This is a genomic window from Mucilaginibacter aureus (assembly GCF_053514885.1).
In genome coordinates, this window is the sequence record NZ_CP170601.1 from 574,941 (window position 1) to 588,864 (window position 13,924).

Consider the following 13,924-nt stretch of genomic DNA (forward strand, 5'->3'; position numbering starts at 1 on the left):
TCCACATAGATTAACAGGTTATAAAAGAAAAAAGGTTAAAGGCATAAAGGTTAAAGGCGAAAGATAAAATCGATCTTGAAACCGATTTTCGCCTTTCCGACTTTTGCCTTTTACCTCATTTTAAGAGCATCCCATACTGTTACCGCAATTTAAACACTTGTAGCAGGTACCCGATCGCAGCGTAGTATGGCCGCAGGTATTACAAGCCGGGGCATCGCTTTGTACACCCATGCTTAAATCAACCGAAAACTTTTTTTGGCTGCTGCTGCCACTATCAACTACTTGTTTTACCGCAACAGGCTCGTAAACGTTACTTACATCGGGGTTCATATCTTCATCGCCCATTTGCGGGTTGCCGGCAAAACCGTTTTGCTCGGTGATGATGTGCACCAGGTCGGTACGATTTTGATATTCGTAGCCCAGCATCCTGAAAATGTAATCGATGATCGATGTTGAGCTTTTAATATTAGGATGCCCTATCACCATACCTGCAGGCTCAAAACGGGTAAAGGTAAATTTATCCACGTATTCTTCCAGCGGAACGCCGTATTGTAAACCTACCGAAACGGCAATGGCAAAGCAGTTCATCAGCGAGCGGAAGGTAGCGCCCTCTTTATGGATATCTACGAAGATCTCACCCAGCGTTCCGTCCTCATATTCACCTGTACGCACAAAGATGGTTTGCCCATCGATGCTGGCCTTTTGGGTAAAACCACGACGTTTGTACGGCAAGCTCTTCTTTTGCACCACACGGCTAAGCTGGCGCATAAAACGGGTGTCTTTCGATTGCTCGATGATGGCCTTTGCTGCTTCGAGCACCTGGTCGGGCGTCAGGTCGCTTAGTTTTACATTGGCGGCCTCGCCTAAAACCTCGTCAACGGTTTCGAGAGTCTCATCAGCAACATCTTCTTTTTTGTCGGATTTGGTTGACAGCGGTTGCGACAGTTTACAGCCATCGCGGTAAAGCGCATTAGCCTTTAAGCCTAATGCCCACGACAGCTCGTAACAATCTTTGATCTCTTCAACCGTGGCCTCGTTTGGCAGGTTAATGGTTTTAGATATCGCTCCCGAAAGGAAGGGCTGTGCGGCGGCCATCATTTTGATGTGGCCATGCGCGTGGATATAACGCTCACCTTTAGCACCGCATTTATTGGCGCAATCAAATATCGGGTAATGCTCTTCTTTCAGATAAGGCGCGCCCTCAATGGTCATGGTACCACAGATGTATTCGTTGGCTTCTGCAATTTCCTGGCGGGTATAACCCAGGGCACGCAGCAGGTTAAAATCGGGCGCATTGTATTGTTCGGGCTTTAAGCCGATACGTTTCAGGCAATCTTCGCCCAGGGTCCAGATGTTAAATGCAAAGCCGATCTCGAAAGCAGAGATAACAGCTTTATCCAGTTTCTCCAGTTCAAGGTCGGTTAGCCCTTTTGCCTTAAGCGATTTGAGGTTGATATGCGGGGCGCCATCTAAAGTAGCGGTACCTTTGGCATAATCAATAATGGCTTTAACCTCGTGCTCCTGGTAACCTAAGTTTTGCAGCGCTTCGGGTACAGCCTGGTTGATAATTTTGAAATAGCCACCGCCGCTTAGTTTTTTGAATTTCACTAATGCAAAGTCGGGTTCAATACCTGTGGTATCGCAATCCATCACCAAACCAATAGTCCCGGTTGGGGCAATAACGGTGGTTTGCGCATTGCGGTAGCCGTATTTTTCGCCCATTTCAACAGCCTTATCCCAGGCGTTGCAAGCGGCAGAGAGTAAGTAATCAGGGCATTCTTTTTGGTCGATACCCGGAGGGTGAATTTCCAGTCCCTCAAAGTTTTCAACCGAATTGTAAGCCGCGTAGCGGTGGTTACGCATTACACGCAGCATGTGGTGCTTGTTTAGGCCATACATACGGAACGGCCCTAACTCGCGGGCCATCTCGGCCGAGGTGGCATAAGCAGTGCCGGTCATGATCGCAGTGATGGCACCGCCAATGGCGCGGGCTTTATCGCTGTCATAAGGGATGCCGTTCACCATCAGCGCCGAGCCTAAGTTGGCATAGCCTAAGCCCAGGGTGCGGTAATCGTATGATAATTGCGCTACATCTTTTGACGGGAATTGTGCCATCAGTACCGATATCTCCAATACGATGGTCCAAACGCGGCAGGTGTGTTCAAAGCCTTTTACATCAAAGGCACGGGTTTCTTTATCAAAAAAATGCGCCAGATTGATGGATGCCAGGTTACAGGCGGTATTATCCAAAAACATATACTCCGAACACGGGTTCGATGCATTGATGCGGCCGCCTTCGGGGCAGGTATGCCATTCGTTAATAGTGGTGTCATATTGTACTCCCGGATCAGCACAGGCCCAGGCAGCAAAAGTGATATCGTTCCACAGTTTTTCTGATGGGATAGATTTGATGGTACGGCCATTCATCCGGCTGGTCAAATTCCACTCGCGACCGGTTTTTAACGCGCTAAAAAAGCTGTTAGGTATGCGTACCGAATTGTTAGAGTTTTGGCCGGATACCGTACGGTATGCTTCGCCTTCATAATCCGAAGAATAACCGGCGGCTATTAGGGCGGCTACCTTTTTTTCTTCTTCCACCTTCCAGTTTACAAACCCTTCAATTTCGGGGTGGTCAAGGTCGAGGCAAACCATTTTAGCTGCACGGCGCGTTGTTCCACCCGATTTGATAGCTCCCGCTGCACGGTCGCCAATTTTGAGGAAGGACATCAGGCCCGAAGAATAACCACCACCGCTTAGCTTTTCACTTTCGCCGCGAATTTTGCTAAAGTTGGTACCCACGCCCGATCCGTATTTGAAGATCCGGGCCTCGCGCACCCAAAGGTCCATAATACCGCCTTCGTTCACCAGGTCGTCATCTACCGAAAGGATGAAACAGGCATGCGGCTGCGGGCGCTCATAAGCCGAGGTTGATTTTTCTAACTTCTCCGTTAAGGGGTTTACAAAATAATGCCCTTGTGGCTTACCGGTAATACCGTAGCTGTTATGTAAACCTGTATTGAACCATTGCGGCGAGTTTGGTGCCGCCAGTTGCCCAACCAGGGTGTAAACTAATTCATCATAAAATATGGAGGCATCTTTACCCGATGCAAAGTAGCCGTATTCGCGTCCCCAGTCTTTCCAGCAGTTGGCCATGCGGTGGGCAACCTGTTTAATACTGTTTTCTGACCCCGTTGATCCGTCGGCCAAAGGCACGCCCGCTTTACGGAAATACTTTTGCGCCAGGATATCGGTAGCCACCTGCGACCAGCTTGCCGGCACTTCCACATCGTTCATTTCAAACACCGCGTCGCCCGATGGGTTACGGATAACCGATGATCGTTTTTCGTACACAAACTGGTCGTACACATTAACACCTTCTTGGCTAAAGTACCTTTCGATCTTTAGTCCCTTGCCGGTTTTAACGGCAGCCTTCTTCGTCGGATTTTTGCTCATATCAGCTCAGTATTTAATTTGTGTGAAAGGGGAAGTAAAAAATACCAGGGGGTTTTTACTCAAATTTATTAGCGCGGGCCTTTCAATTCAATCCATAGTTTTCCACATGCTGTTAACTACGCCCTTTGAGCGAAGTAATTACAGTTAAACATTTAGTTTATAATAACTTAATGTGTTGATAATTGAAAGATATTATATTGAAAGAGACAGTAGGAACTTTTTTGGGGAGCGCGTTGCCTACGGCCGGGCTATCCGCTCATACTGCGCGAGGCCTTAGCCACAGGCCGGTATCCGCTGCTATCCCTAACGCGGACATCGGGATATCAATAGGATTTTCAATAATTGTTGAAATGACATTTAAATATTATATTTGTTTGCCAGTTAATAACCAAGCATGCTAAAACCTATAAGGTCACTCCTGATAGTGATTATGTTTTCAACCGTCTGTATCACCGGCATAAAAGCTCAGGGAACCAGCCAGCGTAAGCAACTATTCGATTATGACTGGAAGTTCTTTTTGGGCGACGCATCTGGTGCAGATAACCAAAATTTTGATGATGAAAGCTGGCGCACACTCGATCTGCCGCATGACTGGAGTATTGAAGGTACGATAGATAAAGGCAATTCCTCGGGTGGTGATGGCGGCTTTTTTCAGATGGGTATTGGCTGGTACCGTAAAACATTTACCGCTCCTGCGAAATGGAAAGGCAAGCGGGTGTCAATTTATTTTGAGGGCGTTTACATGAACTCTGAAGTTTTTATTAACGGCCGGTCACTTGGCGTACACCCGTATGGTTATACCACGTTTACGTATGATGTTACCCCGTATCTCAATCTTAACAGGCAAAATATAGTAGCAGTTAAGGTAGATAACTCCAAACAGAAGAACAGCCGCTGGTATAGCGGATCGGGCATTTACCGGCATGTATGGATCGTCGTTACCAATCCTGTGCACATAGCCAATTGGGGTACGGCGATAACTACGCCCGAGGTATCTGCCACAAAAGCAACCGTCCGGGTTAAAACGCTGATCAAAAACGAAACCGGTCTTGTTCAAAACATCGTACTTAAAACTGTGCTTGAGAAAGGTGAAAAAAAAGCAGGTGACGATCAGACTAAAATAACCCTGGCACCCAATAGCGAAAAAGAGTTAACCCAGATTATCACGGTATCAAATCCTACGCTCTGGGCACCCGAAACCCCGGGGCTTTATAAAGCACGGGTGCAAATACTGAAAGACAACCAAAGTGTTGATGAAACAAAAACGAACTTCGGTATACGCTCGCTTAAGTTTACTACCGAAAACGGTTTTCAGCTCAATGGGAAAACGGTAAAAATAAACGGTGGCTGCGTACATCATGATAATGGCTGTTTAGGTGCTGCCGCTTTTGACCGCGCCGAAGAGCGCCGCGTAGAAATATTGAAAGCAGCCGGGTTTAATGCCATCCGTACATCACACAACCCGCCTTCAGAAGCATTTTTAGCTGCATGCGATAGGCTGGGAATGCTGGTGATCGACGAAGCTTTTGATGGCTGGAGAACCTCCAAAAACAAGTACGATTACGCCCTATATTTTAACGACTGGTGGCAGCGCGACCTGGAAACTATGGTATTGCGCGACAGGAACCACCCATCGGTCATGATGTGGAGCATCGGTAACGAGATCATCGAGCGGAAGAGTCCGGAAGCGGTAGAAACCGCTAAGATGCTGGCCAACTGCGTACGAAAAATTGACCCTACCCGCCCGGTTACATCGGCTATGACCACCTGGGATAAAGATTGGGAAATATTCGACCCATTAATGGCGGCCCATGATGTAGCCGGATACAACTACGAGCTGCACCGCGCAGCTGCCGATCACGAAAGGGTGCCATCGCGGATCATCGTACAAACAGAATCGTACCCTAAAGATGCTTTCGCCAACTGGAAACTCGTTCAAAACAACAGCTATATCCTTGGTGATTTTGTGTGGACGGCGCTGGATTACCTTGGCGAATCGGGTATAGGGCGCTGGTATTATACCGGCGAATCTTCCGCGTTTCATGCCCGAACCGAATTGTTCCCTTATCATGGTGCCTATTGCGGCGATATCGATCTTACCGGCTGGCGCAAACCCATATCCCATTACCGCAGCATGTTATACAACAATAATGAGAAACTCTATATGGCCGTGCGCGAACCGGAGAAAACACCGGGGGATATCCACGTAACCGGCTGGGCCGTTTGGCCAACATGGGAAAGCTGGACCTGGCCGGGCTTTGAAGGTAAGGACATGCGGGTTGAAGTGTACGCAAAATACCCTAAAGTGCGCCTTTATCTGAATAATAAACTGATCGGCAAAAAAGAAACAACCGAAGCGGAGGAGTTTAAAGCTACATTTAGTGTTCCTTATGCTGCTGGTGAATTACGCGCTGTTGGGATAGTGAATGACAAGGAGGTTGAAAGCACTGTTTTAAAAACAGCCGGAAACGCAACGAAGATAAAACTGATGGCAGATCGCGGTACGATCATCGCTAACGGCGAGGATCTATCCTATATCACTGTCGAGATAACGGATAACAATGGCATTATGCAGCCCAATTCTGCAAACAACTTACAATTCAGTATTGAGGGGCCAGGCGTGATCGCTGGCGTAGATAATGCTGATCCAAAAGACCCCGATCCTTATTTTGCCACCGTCCGTAAAGTCTGGCATGGTCGCGCATTACTGGTGATCAGGAGCGACAAGAACGCAGGCAAGATCAAATTGACCACCAGCTCTCAAGGCCTGGCCACTGCAACCATAACAATCAACGCAAAACAACAATAGAATTATAAACAGATGAAACTTTCACTTCGTTTTTTATCACTCCTGCTGCTCACATCGGTATGTGTTTTTGCTCAGCCTAAGGTTAATGTCCCAAAAGAAAAGGACATGGGCGCTTACCTTATGGTTTATTTTAAAGATGCCGACCACAGCCTGCACTATGCGTTAAGCAAAGATGGTTACAGCTTTTCCGACCCTAACAACGGCAACCCCGTTATCAAAGGCGATACTATTGCCGAGCAAAAAGGTATCCGCGATCCGTATATCTATCGCGCACCCGATGGTACATTTTATATGGCTTTAACCGATCTGCACATTTATGCCCAGAAAGAAGGTTTTCGTAACACCTTATGGGAGCGCGAGGCCGACGCATACGGTTGGGGTAATAACAGAGGGTTGGTATTGATGAAATCGAAAGACCTGGTGCATTGGTCGCACACAGTACTGCGCGTTGACAAGGCTTTTCCCCAATTGGCCAACATTGGCTGCGCCTGGGCGCCCGAGCTGATCTATGACGACGCGAAGAAAAAGACGATGATGTACTTCACTATGCGTTTCGGCAAAGAAAAATGCAAAGTTTACTATACGTATATGAATAAGGACTTTACAGCGATGGAAACCTTGCCAAAGCCTATTTTTGAGCATCCAAACAACACCGAGTTTATTGATGCCGACATCACCAAAGTTGGCAACAAATACCACATGATGTATGCCCTGCACGATGGCAGCTCGCATATCGAACAAGCCGTATCCGATTCGCTCAATACCGGTTATGTTTCTGAGCCGAAACGGGTTGACGGCGAAAAGGTTGGTGATGAAGCGCCTACGGTTTATAAACTAATCGGGCAGGATAAATGGATACTGGTGTATGATATTTACCGCATCAACCCGCACAACTTCGGTTTTAGCGAAACTACCGATTTTGTGAATTTTACCAACCTGGGCCATTTTAACGAAGGTGTAATGAAAGCCACCAATTTTTCGATCCCAAAACATCCGGGTATCATCCAGATCACCAAAAAAGAAGCGCAACGCATTGCTGATAACTGGAAATTGGATATGAAGTTTTAAAGCGACGGTCATTTCACGTTGTTAGCACATGATCATACAACTGTTAAACTATGTTAAACGTATACGTAACATTAAACTGTGGCCGTTATCTAAACGTCAAAACGATACTAACAGCAAACAACTATGATAAACATGATCATCATTTTTTGGAACTATTACTTTGGCAGCCTCGACAGGTTGTTCCCAAAGCTTTGCATGGCACGTGTATATTAATACGGTCATCAATACCTTCTTCCTTTAATTAAAAAATTAAATCTGCTTTAAACTGCAAAAACAAAAGCCCGGTAGTATTAACTATCGGGCTTTGTTTATATTATTACTAAATGCTGCTTATTCCACTACGGTAACTTTCAGCATATTGGTTTTACCTTGTTTAGCGATAGGTATAGCGGCGGTGTTAATTACCACGTCGCCGGCCTCTATCAGGTTTTCAGTTTTTAATATACCATTTACATCGCTGATGGTTTTATCTGTACTTTCAAGCTTATCGTAATAAAAAGCTTTAACGCCCCAAACCAGGCTTAACGCGTTTAACAGGTTGCGGTTTGATGTAAAGATATAAGTTGATGCTTTAGGCCTGTGACTCGATATTTCAAAAGCGGTATACCCCGAAACGGTCATCGATACAATACCAACAGCGTTTGTTTGCTCAGATAAATATACGGCCGAGCTGCAAACCGCATCGCCTATAATATTAGCCGGGTGTGCCGATACATCTTTTGGCGAGTTGAACGGATAGCCCAGCTCTTCAACATTGTGTACAATTTTAGCCATTGTTTCAATAACGATCAGCGGAAACTCGCCTACCGAAGTCTCGCCACTCAGCATCACTGCATCGGCGCCATCTAATACCGAGTTAGCAACGTCGTTCACCTCGGCGCGGGTTGGGCGCGGCGTGGTGATCATCGACTCAAGCATCTGCGTAGCAATAATAACCGGTTTTGATGCATTACGGCATTTTTTAGCGATCATTTTTTGCAGCAAAGGCACTTCTTCCAATGGCATTTCAACACCCAAATCGCCACGGGCAACCATTACACCATCCGTAGCGGCAATAATGGCATCTATATTAGCAATGGCTTCGGGTTTTTCAATTTTTGCGATAACACGCGATGATTTACCGCTGCGGCTGATGATGCGTTTCAGTTCAACAATATCTTCTGCAGTACGTACAAATGATAAGCCTATCCATTCCACATCATTTTTTAAGGCAAAATCAAGGTTGATCAGGTCCTCTTCGGTTAAACTTGGTATAGATACTTTGGTATTAGGCAGGTTAACACCTTTACGGGATGTTAATATACCACCATGCACTACTTCGCAAACTACGGTGTCCTTACGGTTAGTTTCCACAACCTTCATTTGGATCTTTCCGTCATCCAGCAAAATAATTTCGTTGGCATGTACATCTTGCGGAAAGGTATCATAAGTAATATAGATCTGGTTATCGTCGCCAATACACTCCTGGGTGGTCATATTAATACGTGTACCATTAACCAAATGGATACCGCCATCCTTAACCAAACCAATACGGATCTTGGGGCCCTGTAAATCGGCCAGTATACCTACGTTAATTTTATATTTATCGTTGATCTCGCGGATAATGTCGATGGTTTTTTGGTGATCCTGGGGCCTTCCGTGCGAAAAATTAAGACGGCAAACATTAACGCCGGCTTTGATCATGGAGAGCAAAACATCTTTTTTTGCAGATGCAGGGCCCATTGTGGCAACTATTTTGGTGCGGTTATTTGATACTTTCATTTCAATGTTTTAGGTTATATGGTTTCATTTGGGCTATAGTGTACAAATTACACCATGTAAATCATGCCGCTAAAATAGCAGATTTTCTCGTGATTTTATTTTTTTTGGATCAACTTTTACTGCGGCAACAATTTCGGGTATACGGTTTAATCCCGTTATTAGTTTTTCAAGCTCATCGTTATCGTAATAGTTTTTGATCATTAGTAAATAATCAGTTTTATTCATCTCGGGTATCAGGTATCCTTCGCTGCCCTTGTTGGCTATAAAAAAGAAATCGGTATCCTCATCCACAACACTATGCCGGTAAATAGAAAAATAGGCAGGGTTATTACCATGCAGCGGATCGAGGTGCAGATCATCGCCCTTGGTAAAGTTAAATTTAAGTTCGCGGTTTACCAGGTAACATAACCGGTAATCCTTTAACGATGATGTAATGGCTATCAGCACAAAATCAAGGTCAATTTCAAACTTCAGTACTTTTTTATTCAAAACGTTGATAAATAATCCGGCCGTAAAAATACAAATCAAACCACGGCTTACAACTAAATATTTATGCTAAAAATGTTTAAATTGAGGACATTGCGGGTGTATATCCATTAAAAACAAATTCGGTGTAATTACTGTTATATGGGCACAAATTGCGTTATCAATTATCTAATGGATTTTAGATTTGATATTTGATATAATTTATTTTTCTTTGCACTGAATTATTAATCATTTAAACTATAAAGAGTATGTCTGATATCGCTTCAAGAGTAAAAGCTATTATCGTAGAAAAATTAGGTGTTGACGAAAGTGAAGTAACACCTGAAGCAAGTTTCACTAACGACCTTGGTGCAGACTCATTAGACACCGTGGAATTAATCATGGAGTTTGAAAAAGAGTTTAACGTGGCTATTCCTGACGATCAGGCTGAAACTATAGGTACAGTAGGTCAAGCAATTGCTTACCTTGAAAAAAACGTTAAATAATAAACTTCCACACTAAAAAATTAGATGGAGTTTAAAAGAGTTGTGGTAACTGGGCTTGGAGCGCTTACTCCAATTGGTAATACCGTCGCCGAATATTGGAACGGGTTGATCAATGGAGTTAGCGGCGCTGCCTTTATTAAAAGTTTTGATACTACCCATTTCAAAACCAAGTTTGCCTGCGAAGTAAAGAACTTTGATGCCGATGGGTTTTTAGGACGTAAAGACGCCCGTAAACTGGATCCGTTTGTACAATATGCTTTATTTTCGACAGAGGAAGCTGTTCGGGACGCTGGTCTGGATTTCTCAAAATTAGATACCAGCCGCATCGGTGTTATCTGGGGTTCGGGTATCGGCGGTTTAAAAACGTTTTTAGACGAGGTTGTCAATTTCGCCAAAGGCGATGGCACACCCAAATTTAATCCGTTCTTTATCCCTAAAATGATAGCCGATATTGCCCCTGGCCATATTTCTATCAAATACGGCTTACGCGGTCCGAATTTTACTACCGTTTCTGCATGTGCATCGTCCAACAACTCGTTGATCGATGCTTTTACCTACCTGCGTTTAGGCAAAGCCAACATGTTTATCACCGGTGGTTCTGAGGCTATTATTAACGAAGCCGGTATTGGTGGTTTTAACGCCATGCACGCCCTTTCAACCCGTAACGATGATCCGCAAACAGCTTCGCGCCCGTTTGATCTGGACCGTGATGGTTTTGTAGCAGGCGAAGGTGCAGGCACCATTATACTGGAAGAGTTAGAACATGCCAGGGCCCGTGGCGCTAAAATCTATGCCGAAATGATAGGCGGCGGCATGAGTGCCGATGCTTACCACATGACAGCCCCTCACCCCGAAGGATTAGGCGCTGCCCTGGTAATGAAAGCCGCTTTGGAAGATGCGGGATTACAGCCAACCGATATCGATTACGTAAACGTACACGGAACATCAACACCAATTGGCGACCCGCAGGAAATTAAAGCCATTATGGAAGCTTTTGGTGAGCATGCTTATAACATCAATATCAGTTCAACAAAATCAATGACGGGCCACCTGCTTGGTGCTGCCGGAGCTGTTGAGGCTATTGCTGCTATCCTGGCTTTGCAAAATGATATTGTACCACCAACCATCAATCACTTTACCGACGACCCGGTTTTTGATCCGCGTATAAATTTCACATTTAACAAGGCTCAAAAACGTGTGGTAAATATTGCGCAAAGCAACGGTTTTGGTTTTGGCGGTCACAATGCTTCGGTTATTTTCAAAAAATATCAGGATTAATCCTTCTTAATGCCAATCCTTCGGTTATATAAGCTACATTTTTCGCCCAACCGTCAATACGTAAAATCATTAAAAAATTTGCTCGGCTTCGTACCGGGCAATTTGTCGTTATACAGGCTGGCTTTCAGGCACAAGTCGGCTGCGCAAAGCATCAAAAAAGGTGTAAAAAACAGTAACGAACGCCTTGAGTTTTTAGGCGATGCCGTTTTGGGCAGTGTTGTAGCCGAAGTATTGTTTAAAATGTACCCTTATGAGGATGAAGGCTTTTTAACTGAACTACGCTCCAAAATTGTGAGCCGGGTAAATCTTAACATGCTGGCCCGCAAGCTGGGTTTTGAAAAACTGATCGAGTATGATAGCCGCATGGTGAATTCAACCCGCCAGGGATCGTTATTAGGTGACGCCTTTGAGGCTTTAGTTGGAGCCGTTTACCTGGATAAGGGTTACGATTTCACCAAAAACTTTTTGGTGAACCATATCATCAAATCGCATATCGATATCCATAAACTCGAGCAAACCGAAACCAACTTTAAAAGCAAGCTTATCGAGTGGTGCCAGCGCCACAGCAAAGATGTATCCTTCGAGGTTACCGAAAACCAGGAAGGCGAAAGCAATAAACTATTTACCGTACTGGCCAGTGTTGATGGCGAAGTTTTAGGTATGGGTAAAGAGTTTAACAAAAAGAACGCCGAAAAGCTTGCTGCTGAAAAAGCTTGTGAGGCGTTGGGTATTTAATTAAAAAGTCCTGTTTGATCTTATATTTAGCAAATGAAAAAATATAAGATCAAACTAATTATTGTATCAGCTTCCATTCTTGTTTACATTTTATATTTAAATGTATCCGGCGAGGTAAAAGAATTACCCATACCGGTTAAAAATGCAACAGCAGCAAATTGGGATAGAAATAGTTATTGGTATTATCCAATAAACCACTCAACACTACATTTGGGAATAGATATTTTTAGTCCTCAAAAAACTCCTGTGTTTAGTCCGGTAAATGGAATAGTATTATCTACCGGTTTTAGTAACAATGGAGGCAAATATATTTACATAATTGGCCCCAAGTCAAGAATTTATTACTTTGCTCATTTAAATAGCATTGATATTGAAAGGTTTAATTTAATTAAGAAACTCCAACAAATCGGCACAGTCGGTAACACAGGCAACGCAATCGATAAGCCTTATCACTTACATTTTTCAATATTTTCCATTTTTCCACTAATTAATAATTTCGATAGAAAAGCTCCTCAGGGATGGAAAAAAATGTTTTATTTGAACCCTGAAAAATCAATCATATTCTGATTCCATCCAATACTAAGCTATTTTGACAATGAAAGGTAAATATTCAGGGCTATTTTCTATATCCCTGATAGTTTTGGGAATATTAGTATCCGTTTACCTAGCAAGCAGGGCATTTGTATTCGGATATACTATTGGATTGCTTTTCTTACTCTTTATATACTATAAAGAGAAACTAAACCTCAAAAACATACTCGCTGTCTGCATTTCAGCCACTCTAACCTTATTCATTCTCGTTTATTTTATAAAGTATGATTCTTCACTTGGTAGAATTTTAATCTACAAAATATCCTGGAAAATATTCAAAGAGAATTGCTTTACAGGTATCGGCTTGGGTAACTTTAAAATTCAATATGGATTATACCAGGCTGAATACTTTAAGGCCGGCGCGTACACAATTAAAGAATTTCTGTTAGCCGATAATACTTACTATGCTTTTAATGATTATTGGGAATTCATAATTGAAGTAGGCATACCTGGGTTAATTTGCTTATTAGCGGGCTTTTACATAACCGTCAATCTGGCTACTGAAGCATTGAAGAAACAGGGTTCTTCGAACACTCTTCTAAATTTAGCATTGGCTCAATTAATTGCAATTTTAGTGGCAGCGCTATTTACGCATGTTTTTGAAAAAACCATAGTTCAAATCGCAACTATTGTTGCCATTTTTTTCCTTGTTATATACTCAAAACCTTTTAACTTAAATATAAACATCTACATGCTTGGCGGTGGAATGTTTATCCTGTTTTATTTTACAATTAAGTATTGCAATTATGTTAGGCACTACCAGGATTATGCAGAATTTAATAAGGGTAAAGAACTGTACAAATTTGGCTATATTACTGAGTCAATTAACATTTGTAAAAAAATATATCCCATCTTAAATAATGATGTTGAGTTTTTAGTATTCTATTGTGATGTACTTGAACTAAGTGAAAATAAAGAACAAACATCCAAACTGCTTTCCTACACTATAACTAAACGTACAAACAATATACTTTATTTAAAGCTTGCTGATAATTATTTTTTGAACGGAAATACTCAAAGGGCTGAACAAATTTATTTGCAAGCCATTGATATGGTACCCAACAGATTTGCCAGCCGATTTAAATTATATAATTTTTATTTAAAAACTCAACAAATTAAAAAAGCAAAAGCTGTAGCGCGGTATATGTTAAAAATGCCTGTAAAAATTCCTTCGAATAGTGTTGATCTGATAAGAAAAAATATCATAGATATAAAATAGTGTTATATTATAATATTTTATATCTTTACTTACATCAAC

General features: G+C 43.1%; 10 protein-coding genes. 7 read left to right on the plus strand and 3 right to left on the minus strand.

The window, feature by feature from the left end; all coding sequences use genetic code 11:
• Window positions 1-120 precede the first annotated feature (120 nt).
• On the minus strand, window positions 121-3,453 hold the full coding sequence (locus tag ACFGVR_RS02475) for a vitamin B12-dependent ribonucleotide reductase (protein WP_448700908.1): 3,333 nt from the start codon (window positions 3,451-3,453) through the stop codon (window positions 121-123).
• A gap of 394 nt (window positions 3,454-3,847) precedes the next feature.
• Here ACFGVR_RS02475 and ACFGVR_RS02480 point away from each other — a divergent pair, with 394 nt between their 5' ends.
• The gene (locus ACFGVR_RS02480; protein ID WP_448700909.1) at window positions 3,848-6,262 is read left to right on the plus strand and encodes a sugar-binding domain-containing protein; all 2,415 of its coding nucleotides are present in this window, start codon (window positions 3,848-3,850) and stop codon (window positions 6,260-6,262) included.
• Between the two features lie 12 nt (window positions 6,263-6,274).
• Window positions 6,275-7,330, plus strand: a complete 1,056-nt coding sequence (locus ACFGVR_RS02485; RefSeq protein ID WP_448700910.1) for a glycoside hydrolase family 43 protein — start codon at window positions 6,275-6,277, stop codon at window positions 7,328-7,330.
• A gap of 330 nt (window positions 7,331-7,660) precedes the next feature.
• Here the strand turns inward: ACFGVR_RS02485 and pyk are convergent, their stop codons facing one another.
• Together pyk and ACFGVR_RS02495 are read right to left on the minus strand one after the other, a co-directional pair.
• Entirely contained in the window at window positions 7,661-9,091 is a 1,431-nt protein-coding gene (gene pyk / locus ACFGVR_RS02490) for a pyruvate kinase (RefSeq protein WP_448700911.1), read from the minus strand.
• A 69-nt stretch (window positions 9,092-9,160) separates the two neighbouring features.
• Entirely contained in the window at window positions 9,161-9,580 is a 420-nt protein-coding gene (locus ACFGVR_RS02495; protein ID WP_448700912.1) for an IPExxxVDY family protein, read from the minus strand.
• A gap of 245 nt (window positions 9,581-9,825) precedes the next feature.
• On the opposite strand from ACFGVR_RS02495, the gene ACFGVR_RS02500 reads away from it, so the two are divergent.
• Genes ACFGVR_RS02500 through ACFGVR_RS02520 form a run of 5 tightly spaced genes read left to right on the plus strand, consistent with a single transcriptional unit; the run spans window position 9,826 to window position 13,885 of the window.
• Entirely contained in the window at window positions 9,826-10,062 is a 237-nt protein-coding gene (locus tag ACFGVR_RS02500) for an acyl carrier protein (RefSeq protein ID WP_008508386.1), read from the plus strand.
• A gap of 24 nt (window positions 10,063-10,086) precedes the next feature.
• Entirely contained in the window at window positions 10,087-11,340 is a 1,254-nt protein-coding gene (gene fabF / locus ACFGVR_RS02505; RefSeq protein WP_448700913.1) for a beta-ketoacyl-ACP synthase II, read from the plus strand.
• 9 nt (window positions 11,341-11,349) lie between these two features.
• Window positions 11,350-12,075 carry a ribonuclease III gene (gene rnc, locus ACFGVR_RS02510; RefSeq protein WP_448700914.1) on the plus strand — a complete coding sequence of 242 codons (726 nt, stop codon included), beginning with the start codon at window positions 11,350-11,352 and terminating at the stop codon, window positions 12,073-12,075.
• Between the two features lie 33 nt (window positions 12,076-12,108).
• A complete protein-coding gene (locus tag ACFGVR_RS02515) occupies window positions 12,109-12,642 on the plus strand; it encodes a M23 family metallopeptidase (protein WP_448700915.1) in 534 nt (177 codons plus the stop codon).
• Between the two features lie 28 nt (window positions 12,643-12,670).
• A complete protein-coding gene (locus ACFGVR_RS02520; RefSeq protein ID WP_448700916.1) occupies window positions 12,671-13,885 on the plus strand; it encodes an O-antigen ligase family protein in 1,215 nt (404 codons plus the stop codon).
• Window positions 13,886-13,924: the final 39 nt, after the last annotated feature.

What these genes read in the sequence shown, in the direction of transcription:
- ACFGVR_RS02475 (WP_448700908.1), bottom strand. Translation starts at nt 3,453, where the DNA reads ATGAGCAAAAATCCGACGAAGAAGGCTGCCGTTAAAACCGGCAAGGGA.
- ACFGVR_RS02480 (WP_448700909.1), top strand. Translation starts at nt 3,848, where the DNA reads ATGCTAAAACCTATAAGGTCACTCCTGATAGTGATTATGTTTTCAACC.
- ACFGVR_RS02485 (WP_448700910.1), top strand. Translation starts at nt 6,275, where the DNA reads ATGAAACTTTCACTTCGTTTTTTATCACTCCTGCTGCTCACATCGGTA.
- pyk (WP_448700911.1), bottom strand. Translation starts at nt 9,091, where the DNA reads ATGAAAGTATCAAATAACCGCACCAAAATAGTTGCCACAATGGGCCCT.
- ACFGVR_RS02500 (WP_008508386.1), top strand. Translation starts at nt 9,826, where the DNA reads ATGTCTGATATCGCTTCAAGAGTAAAAGCTATTATCGTAGAAAAATTA.
- fabF (WP_448700913.1), top strand. Translation starts at nt 10,087, where the DNA reads ATGGAGTTTAAAAGAGTTGTGGTAACTGGGCTTGGAGCGCTTACTCCA.
- rnc (WP_448700914.1), top strand. Translation starts at nt 11,350, where the DNA reads ATGCCAATCCTTCGGTTATATAAGCTACATTTTTCGCCCAACCGTCAA.
- ACFGVR_RS02515 (WP_448700915.1), top strand. Translation starts at nt 12,109, where the DNA reads ATGAAAAAATATAAGATCAAACTAATTATTGTATCAGCTTCCATTCTT.
- ACFGVR_RS02520 (WP_448700916.1), top strand. Translation starts at nt 12,671, where the DNA reads ATGAAAGGTAAATATTCAGGGCTATTTTCTATATCCCTGATAGTTTTG.